Source organism: Xanthomonas sp. fls2-241-TYG-148 (assembly GCF_030208815.1).
Classification (GTDB): Bacteria; Pseudomonadota; Gammaproteobacteria; order Xanthomonadales; family Xanthomonadaceae; genus Xanthomonas; species Xanthomonas campestris.
Window position 1 is genome coordinate 24,297 of sequence record NZ_JARVTE010000019.1, and the last position, 21,554, is coordinate 45,850.

General features: G+C 65.9%; 6 protein-coding genes and 2 pseudogenes. 3 read left to right on the forward strand and 5 right to left on the reverse strand.

Translation table 11 applies throughout. From position 1 onward, the window contains the following. Window positions 1-568: 568 nt before the first annotated feature. Entirely contained in the window at window positions 569-2,533 is a 1,965-nt protein-coding gene (locus QRM60_RS17800) for a beta-N-acetylglucosaminidase domain-containing protein (protein ID WP_115555934.1), read from the forward strand. A 208-nt stretch (window positions 2,534-2,741) separates the two neighbouring features. On the opposite strand, the gene QRM60_RS17805 is transcribed toward QRM60_RS17800, so the two are convergent. From QRM60_RS17805 to QRM60_RS17820, 4 genes and pseudogenes are all read right to left on the reverse strand, one after another. Next, window positions 2,742-3,626: an alpha/beta hydrolase gene (locus tag QRM60_RS17805; protein ID WP_202975400.1), complete on the reverse strand. Its 885-nt coding sequence runs from the start codon at window positions 3,624-3,626 to the stop codon at window positions 2,742-2,744. Window positions 3,627-3,661: 35 nt separating this feature from the next. Beyond that, window positions 3,662-3,889, reverse strand: a pseudogene (locus QRM60_RS17810) (alcohol dehydrogenase catalytic domain-containing protein); the annotation flags it as partial. Window positions 3,890-3,925: 36 nt separating this feature from the next. Continuing rightward, window positions 3,926-4,714: an SDR family oxidoreductase gene (locus tag QRM60_RS17815; RefSeq protein WP_115555935.1), complete on the reverse strand. Its 789-nt coding sequence runs from the start codon at window positions 4,712-4,714 to the stop codon at window positions 3,926-3,928. Window positions 4,715-4,780: 66 nt separating this feature from the next. Beyond that, window positions 4,781-5,877: pseudogene (locus tag QRM60_RS17820) on the reverse strand (alkene reductase). A gap of 173 nt (window positions 5,878-6,050) precedes the next feature. On the opposite strand from QRM60_RS17820, the gene QRM60_RS17825 reads away from it, so the two are divergent. Further along, complete coding sequence (locus QRM60_RS17825; RefSeq protein ID WP_042596119.1) at window positions 6,051-6,632, forward strand: TetR family transcriptional regulator; 582 nt, start codon at window positions 6,051-6,053, stop codon at window positions 6,630-6,632. A 1,490-nt stretch (window positions 6,633-8,122) separates the two neighbouring features. After that, window positions 8,123-10,864: a S8 family serine peptidase gene (locus tag QRM60_RS17830; protein WP_285446760.1), complete on the forward strand. Its 2,742-nt coding sequence runs from the start codon at window positions 8,123-8,125 to the stop codon at window positions 10,862-10,864. A gap of 83 nt (window positions 10,865-10,947) precedes the next feature. Here QRM60_RS17830 and QRM60_RS17835 read toward each other — a convergent pair whose 3' ends face one another. Next, window positions 10,948-21,141: an autotransporter-associated beta strand repeat-containing protein gene (locus QRM60_RS17835; RefSeq protein WP_285446761.1), complete on the reverse strand. Its 10,194-nt coding sequence runs from the start codon at window positions 21,139-21,141 to the stop codon at window positions 10,948-10,950. Window positions 21,142-21,554: the final 413 nt, after the last annotated feature.

A 21,554-nucleotide genomic window follows, 5' to 3' on the forward strand; every position in this document is an offset into this window, starting at 1 on the left:
CTGAGGGAGCAGGCATCTGATGATGGTTCGGGTAGCACTGTTGATCACCACCTTGAGCGCGTCCGTGATCGGCCATGCACAGGCCGCGCCCGCCGCTGAAGCGCAACGCTAGGCTGCCAAGCAGCCCGCAGATGCTCATTGCGACCACGCCGGCCAGCTGCAGCAACTCCGGCACGCTGTCTTCGCTGGGACGGGCCACATATGCGATCGCCAGGAACAGCGCCACCCCAGGGCGTGCAGCAAGACAAACATCGGTTTTACGCGAACCATCGTGGCTCTTCCCTGGCAAGCATCGTGCCGCGCCCATCCCGTCATGGGGATCTGCACCGGCACACGGCGCCGGGCGGGAGCGAAGCATAGGACCGCATTCGGTCAACTGCATCTTTCAATGCCGGCCAGCGCACCAGGCGTTGCGGTGGCCGACCGGGCGCGCCGCCAGGGCTGCGCAGCGTCGCGCGCGCCGGTCGTGCGTGGTTCCCTTACCCACTGCAGCCATACCTCGACTTGCCGTGCATTGGTAGATACCATCCGAGATAAATCAAATACCAATTTGGCATGGAGATCTTTGATGCGACACCGCCGATCGTTTCGTATTGAAGCCGTGCTGACCGCCGCAGCGCTGGCCGTTGCCGTGCTCCCCGGCGCCGCTGCTGCCGAGTCCGCCACGCCGACGACTGCGCCGGCGGTGTTTCCGGCGCCAACATCGCTGCGCTTGCTTGGGCCGGAGCTGAGCTTGGGCACATCGGTGGTGCTGGTGCGCCCCAAAGGCACCGACCCGGCCTCCGAAGCCTTGGTACGCAAGGTGCTCGCTGCCGCCGGCGTGCGCAAGATCCGCGTTGCCACCACGCCCGCCAGCGAGCCAGGCACCGTGCAGGTGGTGCTGGGCCTGAGCGAGACCGCCAGCGTGCGCAGCGCGCTCGAACAGACCGGCGCTGCACTGCCCGAGCGTGACGAAGCCTATGCACTGGGCAGCCGCGCCAGCGGCACCGGCGTCACCATCGTGCTGGCCGGCAAGGACAGCGATGGCCTGTACCACGCGGCGCAGACCTTTCGGCAATTGGTCACCGCCGGGCAGATGCCGTCGGTGGCCATCGCCGATGCGCCGGCCATGCCGGTGCGCGGCTCGATCGAAGGCTTCTACGGCAAGCCCTGGAGCATGGCCGAGCGTGAGGATCACCTCGCCTTCCTCGCCCGCTTCAAGGCCAATACCTATATCTACAGCCCCAAGGACGACGTGTTCGCCCGGGAGCGCTGGCGCGAGCCCTACCCTGCGGCCACGCTCAAGGCGCTGGGCAAGGTGGTGGAAGTTGCCAACCGCGAGCACATCAACTTCGTCTACGCGCTCTCGCCGGGCCCGTCGGTCTGCTACAGCGACCCGGCCGAGCTGGACGCCATCCGCCGCAAGTTCAGCGCATTGCGCAAGCGCGGCGTGCGCAGTTTCTATGTCGCCTTCGACGATATCGAATACACCAAATGGAACTGCAAGGCCGACGAAGCCGCCTTCGGCCCGTCTGGCGAACAGGCCGCGGCCACCGCGCAAGCCACGTTGCTCAACGCCGTGCAGGCAGATATCGCCGCGGCCGGCCACGGCTCGCTGATCATGGTGCCCACCGAATACTTCAACGCCACCGTGTCGCCGTACAAGACCACGCTGCACAAGACACTGGATCCGCGCGTGGTCATTCAATGGACCGGTACTGACGTGGTGCCCGCCTCCATCTCGGTAACCGACGCCCGCAACGCGACCAAGGCCTTCGGCCGCAAGACGCTGCTGTGGGACAACTACCCGGTCAACGATTTCGCCGAAACCACCGGGCGCCTGCTCCTCGCCCCGTACGACCGCCGCCAGGCAGGGCTGTCGGCGGAGCTGAGCGGTATCGTCTCCAACCCGATGAATCAGGAAGTGGCCAGCCGGGCGGCGGTGGCGGGCTTGCTCGCCTTCGCCTGGAACGATGTTGGTTACGACGCACAGCGCACCTGGCGTTACGCGGCGCGCGATCTTGCCGGCAACGACCCGGTGGTGACCCAGGCCTTGCTGACCTTTTTCGACACCCAGCACGTTGCGCCGACCTTCGGCCACCTGCCCTGGCAACCGCAGGCGCCGCGCCTCAAGGCACTGGTCGATGACGCACGTGATGCGCTAGCCAGCGGCGACCAGGCGGCCATCACCCCGACACTGCACGCACTCGGCAACGCTGCCGATGCACTGGCGGCCGCACCGGCGCAGATCCGCGCCGGCAGCACCACTCAGGCCTTCGTGCGCGAGGCCGACCCGTGGCTCACCGCAGCGCAGTTGTGGGGCCAGTCATTGCGCCGCAGTGTCGACGGCGTCTCAGCTGCGCTCGCTGCCAACCCGCAAGCGGCCAGCCAGCAGTTCGATGCGGCCAAGCAACTCGCCGAACAGGCGGCCGCCATCCAGTCCATCCCCGGCGCCACCCGTTTCGCCGGCCCGGTAAAGGTGGCAGACGGCGTGCTGGACAGCTTCGTCAAGGACGCCCCCGGGCTGGTGTACGTGCCAGCTGCGCAGGAGTAATCGCACGGTGGCGCGCTGCAGGCGCTGCCGTGGTGGCAGCGCCCGTCGTGCTTGGACCAGCGTTTGCGCGTGATGGGCGATCGCCGTCGCGCTGCTTGATCGGTGCCTGCACGCCCAAGGCCTTCCCTTCGGCTTTACCTGTCGTGGCGCGCAGTCAAAGCGTACGCGATTGCAGTGGCGACCGCGCCGAGCCACCGCAGCGCGCCGCTCACCGATCCAAAAACGCCAGCACGCTCGCGACGAACGCGGCGTGGTACTGGAATGCGGCGCCGTGGCCGGCGTCCTGGTAGACGATCAGCTGCGCGTGGGGAATGCGCCTGGCCAGCGCTTCGCTGTGCACGGGCGGCACCAGGCGGTCGTGATCGCCGGCGGTGATGAGCACCGGCATGGTGAAGCGGGTGAGGTCTTGCGCGGGTTGCCGCGCCCATGCCTTGATCGCCTGCAGTTGCCGCCAGAACGCGCGCGGGCTGAGCTGTTTGTCGCGGTGCTGCGTGCGCTCGGCGAGGCGATCCAGGAATGCGGTTGCAGCGTGCCGCCCGCGCTGGCTGGCGGTGAAAAACAGGAAGTACTTGGGGTCGCGGCGCGTCAACGCACCTTTGAGAATCTGCGGCAGGCTGATTGCGCCCACCTTGTCGATCCCCGCGCCGCCGGCCGGGCCGCTGCTGGCCAGGATGAGCTTGCGCACGCACTGCGGCGCCTGCCGCACGATGTCCTGCGCCACGAAACCGCCGAACGAGGTGCCGAGCAGATCCACCTGTGCGATGCCCAGGCTGCCCATCAGCGCGATCATGTCGTGCGCCATGACAGCGATCGTCAGCGGCGCGGTGCCGCCCGAGCCGCCGATGCCGCGATAGTCGGCGACGATGACGCGGCGGCTCTGCGCCAGGCCATCGACGATGGAAGGATCCATGTCGTCGAGCGTGCCGCCCCAGTAGTTGAGCACCAGCACCGGCACGCCGCCGCAGGGGCCGAGGTCGCGATAGGCAAAGACGGTGCCGTCGACCACGATCGCGCGGTTGGGTGTGTCGCGGTAGAGCAGGCTCGGCGCTGCCGAGGGTTCGCCGGGCTGGGCACGGTGCGCTGCAATGTTCATGCGTTGACGTCCACGACGGTGCGGATATGAAAACGTGGATGCGACGACGCCACCACGCCGGAAAAATCGATGCCCGGAATCAGCGGGAACTGGCGGATAATCGGCCCGCGGCCAGTGACCGCGAGCGCATCCTTGTAATTCACCGTCGAGTACTCGACTGCGACGGTGACATTGCCTGCCATCAGCTGGCCTTCCTCCAGTTGCACGACGTCGGTGGCGATGCGATCGCTGGTCTGCGTGGCCAGCAGTGCGTTGAACGTCATGAGTGGCGGCTCCGATGGCAGTGGCGGGTATACGCGTCAGGACGCGGTGCGGTAACGCTCGGCGGCGTGTGCCTGGCGCAGATCCGAGAGCAGGCCCTGGCGCGCGCCGTCCAGCGCATCCCAACGTGCGGCCACATGCAGCGGCGGAATGGTCACCAGTTCACGACGGTCGTAGCCGACCAATGCCGCGTCCACCAGCTCGCCCACTTCCATCACTTCGGGCAGGCTGTCGACATTGACGCCGATCCGTTCCCAGATTTCGGTACGCGTGGTCGCCGGCAGCACCGCCTGCACGTACACGCCCTTGGCGCCGAGTTCCACATGCAAGCCTTGCGACAGGAACAGCACGAAGGCCTTGCTCGCGCCATAAACGGACATGCTGTATTCCGGTGCCAGACCGACAACCGAACCGATATTGACGATGGCACCCTCGCCTGCCTGCGCCAGCCGCGGCGCGATGGTGTGTGCCAGGCGGGTCAGTGCAGTGATGTTGAGGGTGATCAGCCGCTCGATGGTGTCGACGTCCTGGTCAACGAAGCCACCGCTCTGCGCAATGCCGGCATTGTTGATGAGGATGCCGATGCTGGTATCCGTACGCAGGCGCGCTTCCACGGTGGCCAGATCGGCGCGCTCGGTGAGGTCTGCAGGCAGCACGTCGACGTTGACGCCATGCGCCTGCTGCAGGCGCTCGGCAAGGGCTTGCAGACGCGTCTTGTCGCGCGCCACCAGCACCAGGTTGTGGCCGCGCTGCGCAAAGCGCTCGGCGTAGGTCGCACCAATGCCGGTCGATGCGCCGGTGATGAGGACAGTCGAAAGTGTGTTCATGTGGGTCTCGGAGAAGTGGGTTGCGGAGAGCGTGTGCCGCGTGCACGCGCACGCAGCACCTGCGGGTCAGGACGCGGTGCTGCCGTCCAGGGTGGGGTAATCGCTGTAGCCGGCAGCGCCGCCGCCGTACAGGGTGGCCGGGTCGAACGCGGCCAGTGGCGCGCCGGTGCGCAGGCGCTGCACGAGGTCCGGGTTGCCAATGAAGGGGCGGCCGAAGGCGCGATCAGATCGGCCTCATGGCTGGCAAGGCGCGCGCTCGCAAACTCCAGGTCGTAGCCGTTGTTGGCGAGGTAGGTATTTTTGAAACGGCGGCGCAAGGCGCTGTAGTCGAACGGCGCCACATCGCGCGGGCCACCGGTGGCGCCTTCCACGACGTGCAGATACACGATGCCGAGCGCGTCGAGTTGCTCGACGAGATAATCGAACTGCGGCTGCGGGCGGGTGCCGGAAATGCCGCTGGCAGGCGACACCGGCGAGATGCGGATGCCGGTGCGTGCTGCGCCGATTTCCTCGACCACGGCCCGGGTCACCTCCAGCACGAAACGCGCCCGGTTCTCGACCGAACCGCCGTACGCATCGGTGCGCACGTTGGCGCCGTCTTTCAGGAACTGGTCCAGCAGATAGCCGTTAGCGGCATGAATCTCCACGCCATCGAAGCCGGCCGCGATGGCATTTGCCGCGCCCTGGCGGAAGCTGTCTGTGATGCCGGGCAGTTCGTCGAGCGCGAGTGCGCGCGGCGCCGAGGTATCGGCGAAGCCGTTATTGACGAACACCTTGGCCTGCGCCGGGAGCGCCGACGGCGCAACCGGTGCGGCACCGTCGGGCTGCAAATCCACGTGCGACACCCGGCCCACGTGCCAGAGCTGCAGGAAGATGCGCCCGCCCTTGGCGTGCACGGCGTCGGTCACCACGCGCCAGCCATCGATCTGCGCCTGCGAATAGATACCAGGCGTGTCCTGGTAGCCCTGCCCCTGCTGCGAGATCTGGCTGCCTTCAGAGATCAGCAGGCCGGCGGAAGCACGCTGCGCGTAATAGCTGGCTGCAAACGGGCTGGGCACGCCGCCGGCGACCGCGCGGTTGCGCGTCAGCGGCGCCATCACCACCCGGTTGGCGAGCGTCAGGGTGCCGAGGGTGTACGGCTGGAACAGGGGCGTGTCGGTCATTAGCGGGGTCCGGTCAAAAAGGGATGGCACTGCAATCGGTGCTCGATGCGGTGCCAGGGCAGCCTCATCCGGCGATGGATTAATGATGTCGACCATAATCTATCTTGTCAACACTTTGATGACGGACGACATCAATGCATACTGGCCACCAGTCAGCAGCGGGAGTTGCCCCCATGAAAGTCACCAAGGCACAGGCACAGGAAAACCGGGCGCATATCGTCGAGACCGCGGCTGCGCTGTTTCGCGAGCGCGGCTACGACGGCGTAGGCGTGGCCGAACTGATGGCCGCGGCCGGCTTCACCCATGGCGGCTTCTACAAGCACTTCCGCTCCAAGGCGGACCTGATGGCCGAGACGGCCGCACTCGGTTTTTCCAAGACCGCTGCCGCCTCCGATGCGGTGGATGTGGCCGAATTCCTCAGCGATTACGTCTCGCGCAAGCACCGCGATGGCCGTGCACGCGGCTGCACCATGGCCGCGCTCTGTGGCGACGCCGCGCGGCAACCCGAGGCCATCAAGGCCGAATTCGCCAGCGGCATCAGCACGTTGCTGGACACGCTGGCCAACGCCGATGACGCGCGCAACGCTGCACAACGGCAGCAGGTGCGCGCCGACACCATCGACCGGTTGGCCCACGCGATCGGCGCGGTGGTGCTCTCGCGCGCCTGCCCGGACGATTCACCACTGGCAGACGAGATCCTGGAGGTCTGCCGCGGGAAGATCCTGGCTGCCCTTCCCGCGCAGCCGGCCAGGTAACGGGCGCGCGTTAGCGACAGTGACACGGTCGGGCCCGGCTGACGCCGCGATCCGCTGCGACGGCCGTGCTGATGACCGAGATCGCCATGCAGTGGCCTGCCTGCGTCAGCGGCGTCCCTCGCCCGCTGCCTTTAGTGAACCGACGTCACCCCGCCACTTGGCTGCCGCAGCACTGAGATGCAGACAGCGTGGACCGTGCACCTGGCTGGATAGCTGGCTTGCGTCCGTCTGCACGTGGTGCGCGCCGCTCAGGCAGTGGGAATCAGCTGAACGGCGCTGAACGGACCTGTGTTCGGACGGAAGCTCCGCCGAGAGCCCCGCTGAGCGGGAATCCGAGGCGTGCCGGCGCTGCTGCCCGTCACTGCCTGGGCGAATGCAGCTGCTGGTTCGCCGTAACGCAGACGCCACCAGGCAGACGCCGCTCCGGATTCCAGTAAAGGCCGCTATGCATCGCGGGAACCAAACTGAAATAGCCCGGGTCCTGGCATATACATCGCGCGATGCGTGCCGCAGAAGGACACGTCGGTGGACGCTTTATTCAAATGGCGTACTCAGCCAGAGAATGGTGACGGTCGAGGGCGTCTGCAATCGTCGTCATTCAAACGCGCATTTGCGAGGCTGCGGCGCGTTGGCATGCGTACGGCATCCAAGCTCGAAATCCGCAGAAATCCTGCTGAAAAACCGGATCATCCTGTGCGTCGAGCACATTTCCCGAATTGTCAGCGCCAGGCATTTTCACTAGATCGCGATCAATAACGGCGCTGATTAAATTGGTGAGTCAGAGTCTTCGGCCAAGCGCACCTTGGGCAGTTCGATATAACCGCCTTCCAAATGCTTTAAACCAACTCATATAACAAGGCGCCTTATCGACCTCTAATGTCGATAGATCGATGCGCACGAGTTAGGCCAGTTTATTTCCGAAAATAAACTGCGAGCAGCCCTGCATGTGCGCACGCCCAGAGCCACGCTCTATTCGGATAGTGTGCAAGCTAGAGTCCGCTAACTACAGTAGCGCCCGTTTTACTGGTTGAGTTCGTTATCTACCACTGCGTGGTAGGTGAATTGCCTACATCTACGATCGTCTTCCCTGATGCCATGCGACTGCGATCGCATTTAGGATGCTCGCCGTTTCGCCGCAAAGAATAAACGGACGCAAGCGTACAGCTTGTAGGGAATAGCCTTAAACCATTTCGGCTATTGCTCGAATCAATAAATCCTATTGAAGAGTTTCTTCTGAATACTGGCTGTCCAATCCTGTTTTAGAAGTTCCACCCATCGCCGTTAAACCATCAGGCAATTGAGGCGGCGCTACAAACCAGCCCCTCGGTTGCGGTTTGCGACGACATCCATGGGGATGGATTCGCCAGCAAATTAAATGTCAATAACACGTGAATAAACTCTTGCGCCGGTCTGGGTCGGCGCAGGTCCACTGCGCCAGACGTTGATGTGAAGCGGCTAAGCGGCGCGCCATGACAGGAATCAGACCACCAATGAAACGCTCGCTCCTCGCAACGACGATCTCCTCCTGCCTTGTCCTGACTGCCTGTGGCGGCGGCGGCGGTGGCGGCAATGTCCGCAACGACCCGCCACCGACCACCACGGTGGTGCCGGCGCCGATCACGAACCCGGCCCCCACCCCGACTGCCGATCCGCTGCCGAAAACTGCACCGGTGCCGGTCGCCCCCCCGCGCTACCAGGGCCTGGCCAGCAATTTGCTGGTGCCCACCAATGCGGATCTGGCCCAGCAGGCCGGCGCCAGAGGCCAAGGCGTCAAGATCGGCGTGATGGACGACAACCTGGTGCAGACCTACGCACCGGTCGTTGGCAAGGTCGACGCGTTTACCGATTACACCGCCGCCCCCGGCGCAGCGGAATCCACGTCCAATCGGTTGCGGGGCCACGGCAGTGTGGTGTCGGCACTGGTGCTGGGTTCGGCGCAGGACGGCTTCGCTGGCGGTGTCGCGCCGGATGCCGACCTGATCTACGGCCGCATCTGCGCCGAGAATTCCTGTGGCACGCAGCAGGCGCGTCGCGCCGCAGTGGACATGGCTGCGGCCGGTGTCCGGATCGCCAACCTGTCGATCGGCGCCTCGTACGCCGATGCGGCCAGCAGCGCCAATGCGGCACTGGCCTGGCGCTTCGCGCTGACCCCGCTGGTGCAGGCCGATGCCTTGATCGTGGCCTCCACCGGCAACGATGGCGCCGCTGAAGCCTCCTACCCGGCCGCTGCGCCGGTGCAGGAAGCCAGCCTGCGCAACAACTGGCTGGCCGTGGGCGCGGTGGAGATCGACAGCGCCGGCAATCCGGCCGGGCTGAGCAGCTATTCCAATCATTGCGGTTCCGCTGCGCAGTGGTGCCTGGTGGCGCCGGGCATGTACGCCGCCCCGGCCCTGGCCGGCACCGAGTTGCAGGGCCAGATCGCTGGTACCTCGTTCTCCACTGCCGCGGTCAGCGGCGTGGCCGCGCAGGTACTCGGCGTGTATCCCTGGATGAGCGCTTCCAACCTGCAGCAGACCCTGCTGACCACCGCCACCGACCTGGGCGATCCCGGCGTCGACGCGTTGTACGGTTGGGGCATGGTCAACGCCGCCAAGGCGATCAAGGGCCCGGGCCAGTTCGCGAGCAACTGGGCGGCAAACGTGACCTCCGGCTACGACAGCACCTTCAGCAACGACATCTCCGGCAGCGGCAACCTGACCAAGAACGGCGCCGGCAGACTCACCCTGAGCGGCAACAACAGCTACGCCGGCGGCACCAGCATCAGCGACGGCGTGCTGGCCTTGTCGGGCAGCGTGCGCTCCGACGTGCTGGTGCTCAACTCGGCCACGTTCGAATCGCGCGGCGGCACCATCAACGGCAACTACAGTCTGGTCAACAGCACCGGCACCACCGCGATCGAACTGGGCAAGGGCCTGACCGTGACCGGCCAGGCCAGCCTGAAAGGCAACCTGTTGTTGCTGCCGGAAGCGGCGGGCTACACGGTTGCCGGCAGCGAGCGCATCGTGCGTGCCGGCGCCCTGCAGGGCACCTTCGACCGCGTGCAGTACGCCAACAACTTCTTCTGGACCGCCGCGCTGGCCTATGACCCCACCAGCGTCACCGCCACGCTCACCCGCAATGCCGCTGCCGCCAGCGCACAGGCTGCCGGTGCGTCGCAGTCGGTGGTGGCCGGCGCCCGTCAGGCCGACAGCCTGGTCAAAGCCCTGGATACCCGCGTGGCGTCCGGCGACACCGCAAACCTGGGCGGCGTCATCACCGCGACCGGTGCGCTGCTACTGGCCACCGATGCGCAGGTTGCCAGCTCGCTGCCGACGCTGGTGGGCCAGGTCCACGGCATCGAACGCACGCTTGGGTTCCAGTCCGCGCTCAACGATGCACGTGTGGCGGCTGATCGCCTGCCGCTGCTGGCCGGCACCACCACGCTGACCACCTGGATGCAGGGCAGCTACCTCGACGGTGACCTGAGCCGCGCCGGCTACGCGTCGGCCGATTACACCCAGCGCGCAACCACCGTGGGCTTCGACATGCCGCTGGGCGGCGTCGGCACCATCGTGGGTGCAGCGCTCACCTCGGGCGAAGACCGCGGCACCATCAGCGCCTCGGCCAGCCGCCTGCGCGCCGACCGCTACGCGATGACCGCCTACCTGTACCAGCCGGTCGGCATGGCGTATCTCTCGGCGATTGGCTCATACGGCATGGGCAGCGTGGAAACCGAACGCAGCGTGCAGGCCGGCAGCATCAGCGAGCGCCTGCAGGATCGTCGCCACGACACCAACTGGTCGCTGCGCACCGAACTGGGCTTGTTGCCGCGCGCCGGGCTGTCACCGTTCGTGGCCGCCGGTGTGGTCAGCCAGACCCAGGATGCCTTCAGCGAAGCATCGGTCACCGGCCTGGGCCTGAGCGCAGCCAGCGACACGCTGCGCGCCGGTTACGGCGAAGTGGGCGTGCGCGGTCACCTGGCGCATGGCAAGTGGGGCTTCGACGGCCTGGTTGCCTATCGCTCGCTGCTTGGCGACAACCACGCCGACTTCACCGCCTGGTTCACCGGCCTGCCCGAGGCGCGGTTCACCGTTGCCGGTGAGCCGCTCTCCAAGGAAGCGCTGCGTGCGTCGTTCGGTGTGCGCTACAGCGTCAGCGACACGTTCTCGCTGTACGGCAATGTGGGTGCCGAGCGTGGCAGTTCCGATGCCAGCAGCGTCAACGCCAATGTCGGCCTGCGCTGGCAGTTCTGAGGCACGCAGGATCACTGGTGACAAACAAAAGGCCCCGGCATTGCCGGGGCCTTTGCTGTTTCAACACTGCAACCGCGACAGGATCAGAAGCTCCAACCCCAGGTCACCTGCCCGCCATACGCGGTCTGGCCATCACCATTGAGGCCTTGCAGCGACAACGCCATGCGGCTGCTCGGCGAGGTGATCAGACTCACGCCCACTTCGCCCACCACCGCATTCTTGGCCAGGGTCACGCTGTGCACCGAGAAGCTGGTGCCCGCGCCGATGAAGCCCGCCGAGCGCTGCACCTGGCGGTCGCCATAGGCATGCCGCCAACCCACCGATGCGTAAAGACCGGCCTGTTGGCCCAGCTCCCAACGGCCGCGCACACCCACCGTGCTGGTGGTGTACTCGTCCTTGGCACTGCCCACCGACAAGCCGGCAATGCCGCCACGCTCGCTGAAACCGTCGGTCTTCAGATGCGTGTAGGCCGCTGCGACGAACGGGCTGTACACCGCGGTGCCCGCCTGCAGGTTCCAGGCCGCTTCCAGCGAGACCGTGGTGGCCGTGGCGTCGTAATCGCTGCTCAGACGTTCTTCCATCACGCCGGGCAGAATCACGCGGCGGGTACTGTCGACACGATAGTCCGCATAGTCCACCCCACCCTGCAGGGTGAAAGCGGACCAGTCGGCCTGCGCGTACACGCCGACATGCGTGGCATCGATATCGGCACGATCATCGTTGGCACGCGACCAGCTTTCCAGGTCCTGGTTACCCACCGCGACGCCGATCAGGCTGCGCTCGCCGATGCGACGTTCGGCACCGGCCATCACGCCATCGTCTTCGCGCCGCACCGAGTTGGCATTGCTGTCGCCGTCGATCCGGTTCGGACGGCTGCGGCCGGCGATCCAGACCGTGGTGTCGCCCACGCGGGTGTCCTGGCTGTCGCCACGCAGATGGCTGCCGATGCCGCTCATCAGGAAACGGCTATCGAGCATTGCCGTCGCGGTAGTGGCGTGGCTTTCGCCGGACAGCGAGGCGAACGCGGTGCGCACGGCCTCCGGGTCGTCCGGCAAACGCAGCACCGCCTGCAAGATCGGGCTGGTGGTGGGCAGGCCATCCACAGCTGCGGCACTGGCCTGCTCGTTCGGGGTCACCGCAATGTCGACCATCGACACCGTATTGCGCCCAAACGACACCGACAGCCCACCGACACTCACGCTGACATTCGGGTCAATGAACGCGTAGTCGGAGGTGATGTTGGTGAACTGGCCGCTCAGGCCACCACCGGCATTGATCAGCGGAATATCCACGAACAGGGGCAGGTCCGGCGCGCGCACTAGTTGCAAGGTGCTGCCCGGCGCGACCACCGCCGTGCCGCCCACCGTGACCGGTGTGACCGTGCCGGTACTTCCCGGGGTTACTTGCCAGGTGGAGCCCGGATTGAAGGTGGCATTGCCGCCAACCGTGATCGAGCCGCTGTCGCCGCCACTGAGCAGAGTGCCCGACAGGTTCAGCCCGCCGATGGTGCCGCTGCCGGTGAGCGTGCCGCCCGGTCCCACCGTGACTGGCCCGCCCAGGACCGCGCCCGGATTGGCCGGGTTGCCCACGCTCAAGGTGCCGCCACTCACCGTGGTCGGCCCGGTGAAGCCACCGCTGTTGGCGGTCACCAGCAAGGTGCCGGTGCCGTCCTTGACCAGGGTGCCGGTGCCCGACAGGGTGCCTGCATAGGTGCCGTTGGCGTCCTGCAGGAACACCAGCGCTGCGTTGTTGAGGATGTTGCCTTGCAGGCTGTCGGTGTCGCCGATCAGGGTGCCGGCATTGATGGTGGTACCGCCGAGATAGCTGTTGACGCCATCCAGCGTGACCGCACCGGTGCCGTTCTTGATCAGCGTGCCGCTGCCGGTGATGTTGCCGGCAAAGGTACCGTCACCGGCCTGGTCGAATACCAGCACGGCGTTGTCCAGGATAGTGCCCTGCAGGCTGCTGGTGGTGCCCTGCAAGGTGCCATCGGCAATCGTGGTGCCGCCGCTATAGCTGTTGGTGCCGCTCAGCGTGAGCACGCCATCGCCTTGCTTGACCACGTTGCCGGTGCCGCTGATGGCGCCGGCGAAGGTGCCGTCGGTGGCCTGGTCGAACACCAACGTGGCGTTGTCGACCACGTTGCCCTGCAGGCTGGTGGTGTTGCCGATCAGGCTGCCGGCGCTGACCAGGGTGCCGCCGGTGTAGCTGTTGGCGCCGGTCAACACCAATGCACCGGCGCCGGTCTTTTCGACACTGCCGGTGCCGCTGATCACACCGGCATACACGCCGCCACCGGCCTGGTCGAAGACCAGCGCCGCGTTGTCGAGGATGTTGCCTTGCAGGCTGGTGGTATCGCCGATCAGGGTGCCCGCAGTAATGGTGGTGCCGCCGGTGTAGGCATTGGCGCCATTCAAACGCAGATCGCCCGCGCCGTCCTTGGTCACCGAGCCGGTGCCGGTGATCGAACCGGTGAACACACCATCGGTGGTCTGGTTGAACACCAGTGCCGCGTTGTCAACGATCGCGCCTTGCAGGCTGGCGCTGTCGCCCACCGTGGTACCGGCATTGAGCGTGGTGCCGCCGGTGTAGCTGTTGGTGCCATCCAGCGTCAGCGTGCCGGTACCGGACTTGACCAGCGCACCGTTGCCGCTGATGTCCCCGGCCAGGGTCAGATCTGCCGTGTTGGCGACATCGAGCGTGGCGCCGAGGGTGATCGCGTTACCCAGCGCCACCGCCACGGCATTGCTCAACGTCGCATTGCCCAGCACCGAGAGGCTGCCGGTGCCCAGCGCTGTGTTGCTGCCCACACCGAGGGTGCCGGCATTCAAGACGGTGCCGCCGGTGTAGCTGTTGGCACCATCCAGGGTGAGCGTGGCGGTGCCGTCCTTGATCAGCCCACCGGCGCCGCTGACCGGGCCACTTAGAGTCAGATCATTGCTGCCGGCCACTGTCAGCGCGCCGGTGAGGTCCACGGCATTAGCGATGGCAAGCGCCTGATCGGTATCCAGCGTGGTGCCGCCAGCAGCAGTGAGCGTGCCGGTGCCCAGTGCCAGTGCATCGCCCAGCACCAGGGTGCCGCCGCCCAGGGCGGTGCCGCCGGTATAGGTGTTGGCTGCGCCCAAAATCAACGTGCCGGTGTCGAGCTTTTGCAAGGTGCCCGTGCCGCCAATGGTGACGTCGATGGTGCCGGTGACACCCGGATCCACGCGCACGATGGTGGTGGCGGCATTGGCGCTGAGCGCGCCCGCGCCGGCATCGGTGAGCACATAACCATCGGTGGCGAACTGCATGCCGGTGATGCCTTGCGTGCCCTGCACCCCGACGTTGCCGGCAGTGCCGGCGAATACGGCAAAGCTGTTCTGCCAATCGGTATTCGTGAGGCCGTCGATGCCGGTCCAGTTGGTGGCACCCGCCGTCCAGGTGCCGGTGCCGCCTTCGATCTGCGCGTTGCCCACCGTCTGTGCGCCATCCCAGAACTGCACGTTGCTGCCCGGCGCGGACACCACCACGTTGACCTGCTGCGCCAACGCGGTCTGCAAGGCCAATTGTGTGGGATCAACAGAGCCAGGAATGGTGCCGAAGGCCAGGCCGTTGTCGGTCAGCCCGCCGGTGTAATCGATCAGGCGATACACACCATTACCGAAGCCACCGATGTCGGTGATGTTGAGCGTGCCGTCCAGGGTGAGGTCGCCGTTGACCGCGAGCACGCCGGTCTGGCTGGGAATGCCGAGAAACGCATCGATGGTTGCATTCGGTGCCAGGCCCAGCGTGCCGGTGGTCAGCAGCGCGCCGCTGCTCACCACCAGGCGGCCACCGTCGGCTACCGTGACCGCCGCATCCACCACGCCGCTGCCGCTCAAGGCGCCGCCGTTGGCGACCGTGAGCCCACCTGCGCTGGCCAGCGTGCCGTCTACGTCCAACGTGCCCGCACTCACCAGGGTGGTGCCACCAATGCTGCTGGTCCCTGTGAGCTGGAACGCGCCGGTGCCGACCTTTTCCAGATTGCCCGCATCGCTCAGGCTGCCACCGAAGGTTCCGGTGACATTGGTGTTGCCCACCTGCAGCGTGCTGCCGCCCACGATGGCGACATTGCCCAGCCCGGTCAGGGCACCTAGTGCGGTGTCGCTGCCCAGCTGCAAGCCCGCGCCTGCGGCCACGTCCACTGCACCCGCGCCCGTGAGTGCACCCGGCGCGGTGGTCGCCACCACGCCGGTCTGCACCGACAAGGGACCGCTGAAGCTGTTGCTGCCCGCCAGCGTCAGCGCGCCCAGGCCGGTCTTGGTCAACCCGCCTGCGCCGGTGAGCACGCCGCTGAGCGAAAGATCGGCCGCCGTGTCTACGGTGAGCCCTGCACCGAGCGTGAGGTTGTTGGTCAATGCCAACGCGATCGCGTTGCTCAAGGTGGAGTTACCAATCACCGACAGGCTGCCGGTGCCCAACGCCGTATTGCTGCCCAGCGCCAGCGTGCCGGCATTCAACACCGTGCCGCCGGTGTAGCCGTTGGCGCCGTCGAGCGTCAGCGTGGTCGTGCCGTTCTTGACCAGGCTGCCCGCGCCGGTGATGGCGCCGTTCAAGGCCAGATCGTTGCTGCCGGCAAGATTCAGCGCGCCGTTGAGCACGACCGCATTGCCAACGGCCAGGGCCTGGTTGGTATCCAGCGTGGTGCCGTTGGCGGTGGTGAGTGCGCCAGTGCCCAGCGCCTGCGCATCGCCAAGCACCAGCGTGCCGCCGCTGAGCGTGGTGCCGCCGGTGTAGCTATTGGCCGCATCCAGCACCAGCGTGCCGGTGTCCACTTTCTCCAGGCCACCTGCACCGCTGATGCCGACATCGAGCGTGGCGGTGGCATTGGGGTCCACGCGGACCGCCGTCAATGGCGTTGTGATGCTCAAGCTGCCCGCGCCGGCATCGGTCAACTGATACCCGTCGGTGACGAACTGCAGCCCGCCCACCGCTTGCGTGCCCTGCACACCCACGGTGCCGGCCGTGCCAGAGAACACCGCAAAATCGCCCTGCCAGGTGCTGTTGGCGGTGCCGTCCTGACCGGTCCAGCTGCTGGCGGCGCCCCATATTCCACTGCCGCCGTCCACGCTGCCGTTGGCAACCGTCTGCGCACCGTCCCAGAACTGCACGATGCTGCCGGGTGCAGTCACCACCAGGTTGATCTGCTGGCCGATCGCGGTCTGCAGTGCCAACTGGCTGATGTCCACGCTGCCGGGAATGGTGCCGAGCAACAGACCGTTGTTGGTGAGCAGGCCGGTGTAGTCCATCAGCCGGTAAACGCCGGTGCCGAAGCCACCGATGTCGGTGATGTTGAGCGTGCCATCGAGCGTGAGGTTGCCGTTGACCGCAAGCAGCCGGGTGGTACTCGGCGCTGCCAGCGAGGCATCGATGAAGGCACCGGATGCAAGGGCCAACCCGCCCACGCTGAGCGTGGAACCACTGGTGATTGCCAGACGCCCGCCGTCGGCGATGGTCACCGGGCCGGTCACCGCGCCGGCGCCGCGCAAGGTGCCGCCGAGCGCGACGTTCAGATTGCTGGTGATCAAGCTACCCGCCACATCCAGGGTGCCGCCGCTGACCAAGGTGCTGCCGGCCACTCCGTTGTCGCCGAGCAGGCTCAAGGTACCGGTGCCGATCTTGTCCAGGTTGCCATTGCCGATCAGGCTGCCGGCGAAGCTGCCCGCGCCCACCTGCAAGGTACTGCCCGCACCCACATCCACATTGCCGCCGCCGCCCAGACTGTTGATTACGCCGCCGCCGGTCAGGCTCAGCAAGGCACCGGCGCCGACATCCACCGTACTCGCGTTGCCAAGTGCCGCAGCGGTGTTGGCCACCAGTGCGCCGGCCTGCACCGCCAGCGGTCCGGTGTAGCTGTTACTGCCGTCGAGGGTCAGAATGCCCGCGCCGGTCTTGGTCAGCCCGCCGGTGCCGCTGATGTTGCCGGTGGCCAGCAGGTCGCCCACCGTATCGACGGTCAACGCCGCGCCCAGGGTGATGTCGTTGCCCAGTGCCACGGCAATCGCATTGCTCAGCACCGCATCGCCCACCACCGACAGGCTGCCGGTGCCGAGTGCGCCATCCGCACCTACGGCCAGTGTGCCGCCGGTCAGCGTGGTGCCGCCGCTATAGCTGTTGGTGGCGGTGAGCGACAACGTACCGGTGCCATTCTTGAGCAGGCCGCCGGTGCCAGTGATGGCACCGTTCAAGCTCAGATCGTTGCTGCCGGCCAAGGTGAGCTGTGCATTCAACTGCACGGCATTGGCGAGGTTCGCCGCTGCAGCGGTATCCAGTTCGGCGACGCCGGCGATGGTCAGTTGTCCCGTGCCCAATGCGGCTTCGTTGCCAAGCACCAGGCGGCCAGCGCCCAGCGTCGTCCCACCGGTAAACGTGTTCGCAGTGCCCAGCGTCAACGTGGCAGTGCCCTGCTTGTCCAGACTGCCGGCGCCACTGACCACCCCATTCAAGGTGAGATCCTGCGTGCCACCGATGCTGAGCGCGCCATCCACTGCGACTGCATTGCCCAAGGTTGCCGCGGTGGTGGCATCCAGCGTGGTGCCGGCGGCAGCGGTGAGGGTGCCCAGGCCAAGCGCGGTATCACTGCCCACCAATACCGAGCCGGCCTGCAGTTGCAACCCGCCGGCCCAGGTATTGTTGCCATTGAGCGTGAGCGCATTGGTGCCGTTCTTGATCAAACTGCCCGCGCCACTGACCACGCCATTGAGCGTGAGCGGTTGCCCATCGATACTGAGCGCACCGCCCAGCGCGATGCCGTTCTGCAGCGTGACTGCAGTGCTTGCGCTGAGCGCGGTGCCATCGGCGGTGGTCAACGCGCCGGTGCCGAGCGCGGCATCCGCGCCAACCACCAGGCTGCCTGCGGTGAGTTGCGTCCCACCGCTGTAAACGTTGTTGCCGGTGAGCGTGAGTGCGCCGGCACCCTCCTTGATCAGGCTGCCGGTGCCGCTGACGGTGCCGGTCAGATCCAGCGCGTTGCTGCCGCCTACCGTGAGTGCGCCAAGCAGTGCGACGTTATTGCCGACGCTGGCAGCGGCGGTTGTGTCCAGACGCGTGGCATCGGCTGCGGTGAGTACACCGGTTCCCAGTGCTGCGCCGCTGTTGATCAGCAACGTGCCTGCGTTGAGAGTGACACCACCGGTGAAGTTATTGGTGCCCGTCAAACTCAGCGCCGCATTGCCGTTCTTGATCAGTGCACCCGTCCCGCTGACGCTGCCGCCAAGTGCAAGATCCTGATTGCCACTCAGCGCCAGATTCTGCTCCAGCACCACTGCATTGCTCAGCGACACGCGCGCGGTGTTGTCCAACACACCGCCGGCGGCAGTCAGTGCACCGGTGCCCAGCGCCGTATCGCTGCCCACCAGCAAGCTGCCCGCGCTCAGGCGCGTGCCGCCGGTATAGGTGTTGTTGCCGGTCAGGCTCAGACTCGCCGTGCCAACCTTGTTCAAACTGCTTACGCCACTGATGTCGCCGCTCAGCGTGAGCGCGTTGGCACCGCCCACATTGACAGCGCCCACGCCGGTCAGCGCGATCGCGTTGGCGAGTGTGCTTACCACTGCCGAATCGAGCGTACTACCGGCTGCTGCCGTCAACGTGCCGCTGCCCAATGCGGTATTGCTGCCCACCGTCAACCGACCAGCGCTGAGCGTGGTGCCGCCGGTGAACACATTGTTGCCACTCAAGCTGAGATCACCGGTGCCGGATTTGACCAGGCTGCCGGTGCCGCTGACCGTGCCGGTCAGGCTGAGCGCTTGCGTCCCATCGAACGTCAGCGCGCCAGCAGACAGGTTCACGGCGTTGCCCAGCGTGGTGGCCGCCGTGCTTTGCAGCGCGGCATTGCCGGTGACGTTCAACGCCCCGCTGCCCAATGCCGTGGCACTGCCCACCTGCAAGGTGCCGCTTCCCAGCGTGGTGCCGCCGGTATATGTATTCAAACCGCCCAGTGTCAGCGTGCCGGTGCCCAGCTTGTTGACACTGCCGGTGCCGCTGACGGTACCGGACAGTGTCAGCGCCGTGCCATTGCCGCCCACACCGAGCGCACCCGTGAGCGCGACCGCATTGGTCAGCGTGGTGGGTGCGGTGGCAGCAAGTTCGCCACCACTGGCGGTGAGCGTGCCGGTGCCCAAGGCACTACCCGTCCCCACCAGCAGACGGCCGCTGCTCAGCGTGGTGCCACCGGTGTAGCTGTTGGTGCCGGTCAGGGTGAGATCGCCGGTACCGCTTTTGAGCAGGCTGCCGGTACCACCGATGGCGCCGCCCAACGTCAGCGCCTGGGCACCGCTCACCGTCAATGGACCTGCAAGCGAAGCCGCATTGCCCAGTGCCAGCGCAATGCTGCTCGACAAGGTGGACGCAGCCGTGACATTGAGCGTGCTGCCACCCAATGCCGCCGCATTGCCTACCTGCAAGGTGCCGCCGGCCAGCGTGGTCGCGCCGGTATAGGTGTTGGCATTGGTGAGTGCCAACGTGCCGGTGCCGGCCTTGGTGATGCCGCCGGCGCCTGATATCACTCCGATCAGGCTCAACGCGTTTCCGCTGGCGCCCACACCCAGCGTGCTGTTGAGCACCACATTGTTCGCAAGCGACAACGGTGCGGTGGTGTCCAGCGCTCCGCCGCCCGCGATCACAGCGCCGGTGCCCAGGGCGGCGGCATTTTCCAGCACAACTGTGCCGGCATTGAGCGCGGTGCCGCCGGTATAGGTATTGGTCCCGCCCAGGGTTAAGGTGCTTGTGCCAATCTTGATGAGTTCACCGGTCCCAGCAATGGTGCCACCCAGGCGCACCGCGTTGGCCCCACCAATGGATACGTTATCGGCCAACGTAAAGGCGTTTGCGAGGTTGAGTGCGGTGGTGCCCGACAGGGTGCCACCTGCCGCAGTCACCGTGCCGGTTCCTAGCGCGGTGTTATTGCCCAGCGTCAGGCTGCCGGCGGCCAGCGTGGTGCCGCCGCTATAGGTATTGGCGCCGGTCAGGGTGACGGCACCTATACCGGTTTTGGTGAGCGCGCCGGTCCCGGTCAGCGCACTGCCGATGGTCAATGCATTCGCGCCCTGCACCGTGAGGCCGGTTCCGGTGAGTGCAATGCCACCGGTGGGGCTCAAGGTCAGATTGGCGGCGGTGGCCTCGATCGCGCCACCGTTGGCGGTGATGTTGGTGCCGAACAGGGCCGGGTTGGCGAATTGCGCCACGCCGCCATTGAGCGCGGTGTTACTGAAGTTGGTCGCGCCGCCCAGCGTCCAGGTACCGCTGTTGACGCGCAGGCTACCGAAGTTGATGTATTGCGAGGTGCTCAGCGCCGCCGTGCCGGCGGTGCCGCTGCCAGTGCCCGTGGCGGAATTCTGCAGGATCAAGGTGTTGGTGCCGCCCGCCCCGCCATCCACGGTGCCGGTTGCCGCAAAGCTCAACAACCCGCCTGGGCCAAGCAGCGCGACCCCGATGCCACCTGCGCTGTTGACGCTGCTACCGGTGACCGCCGTGAAGCTGTTGATGCTGTTGGCGCCCATCGACACGCTGCCGTTGATGGCGCCGGAATTGATGAAGGTGTTGCCGGTGGCCGAGCTCTGGAACCCCACCCGCCCTTCGATGGTGCCGGAGTTCACTGCGTTGACCGTGGCGCCACCGCTGACCGCGATGACCGGCGTATCCGAGCCAAGCACCGAGAGATTCAACAAGGGGCGACTACTGATGGTGCCCGCGTTGTTGATCTGCACCACGCCGGCGGGTGCGGCTGTGAGGCCCAGCGCCATGCCATCGAGGTTGAGCAGGTTGGCACCAAGCAGGCCGCCGCTTCCGTAGATCGAGCCGGTCGCGAGGTTATTGACCGTGACCTGCGTCGAGCTGGCGTTGCCCATCGTCACGCCAGTGCTGAGCACTGACAGCAGGCCAAGCACGGAAGGATCGATGGTGCCGCTGTTATTGAGCGTGGAATTGGTGCCGCCGAGTGCAATGGCGGTGCCGCCAAGCAGCCCCGCCGTCATCTGCGTTCCGGAGGCGACGTTGACGGTCAGATTGTTCGCGTTGCTGGAAAACGCATTACTGGTGATCGGCAATCCAGTGCAGGTCACCGTTTGTCCAGCGGCAGGTAGCGCCGGCGTGCACGCGCCCCAGGCCAGCGTGGGTGCAGCCGCTCCCAAGGCGAGGATCACCATGCTCGGCAGATTGCGCCGGGTCGCTCCCGATTTACGCCGCCGGCGCACCAACTCGTGCGTGACGACCCAATTACCGATAGCCGCGTTCCAGACCAGCGCAAACGCACGATTCATATGTCTCTCCTGAGTTACAAGCAAAGATCGGCGCGCACGCAAATGCGCGCCTGGATGACGTTTCAAAAAATGTTTGGATCAAACGCCGGTCTTATGGCAGCGCTCGATTAACCGCTGGATGAGTACGATGAATACCAATCCGACTGGATGTGCTGATCGATTAATAAACGAATCGTTATGCGCAAAGTGTGCGAAGTATCACTAACCATAAATACTTGCATGGCAGAACTGGAAAATGTCGATTCGTATGCTCGCGGTCGTTTGCAGTATTAAATTCAACATCAGATGCAGTCGCGGCGACCGTTACGGACCTGCCTGGTTAATGTGAACGACACAGTGCCCGATTTAAGAGGAACTCCAGCGGATGGGTTTGGCTGATGCTGCAAGCCACACAGTGGTCCGCGTCAAATTTC

Coding starts and splice junctions, on each gene's coding strand:
- QRM60_RS17830 (WP_285446760.1), top strand. CDS start 8,123: ATGAAACGCTCGCTCCTCGCAACGACGATCTCCTCCTGCCTTGTCCTG.
- QRM60_RS17815 (WP_115555935.1), bottom strand. CDS start 4,714: ATGAACACACTTTCGACTGTCCTCATCACCGGCGCATCGACCGGCATT.
- QRM60_RS17835 (WP_285446761.1), bottom strand. CDS start 21,141: ATGAATCGTGCGTTTGCGCTGGTCTGGAACGCGGCTATCGGTAATTGG.
- QRM60_RS17805 (WP_202975400.1), bottom strand. CDS start 3,626: ATGAACATTGCAGCGCACCGTGCCCAGCCCGGCGAACCCTCGGCAGCG.
- QRM60_RS17800 (WP_115555934.1), top strand. CDS start 569: ATGCGACACCGCCGATCGTTTCGTATTGAAGCCGTGCTGACCGCCGCA.
- QRM60_RS17825 (WP_042596119.1), top strand. CDS start 6,051: ATGAAAGTCACCAAGGCACAGGCACAGGAAAACCGGGCGCATATCGTC.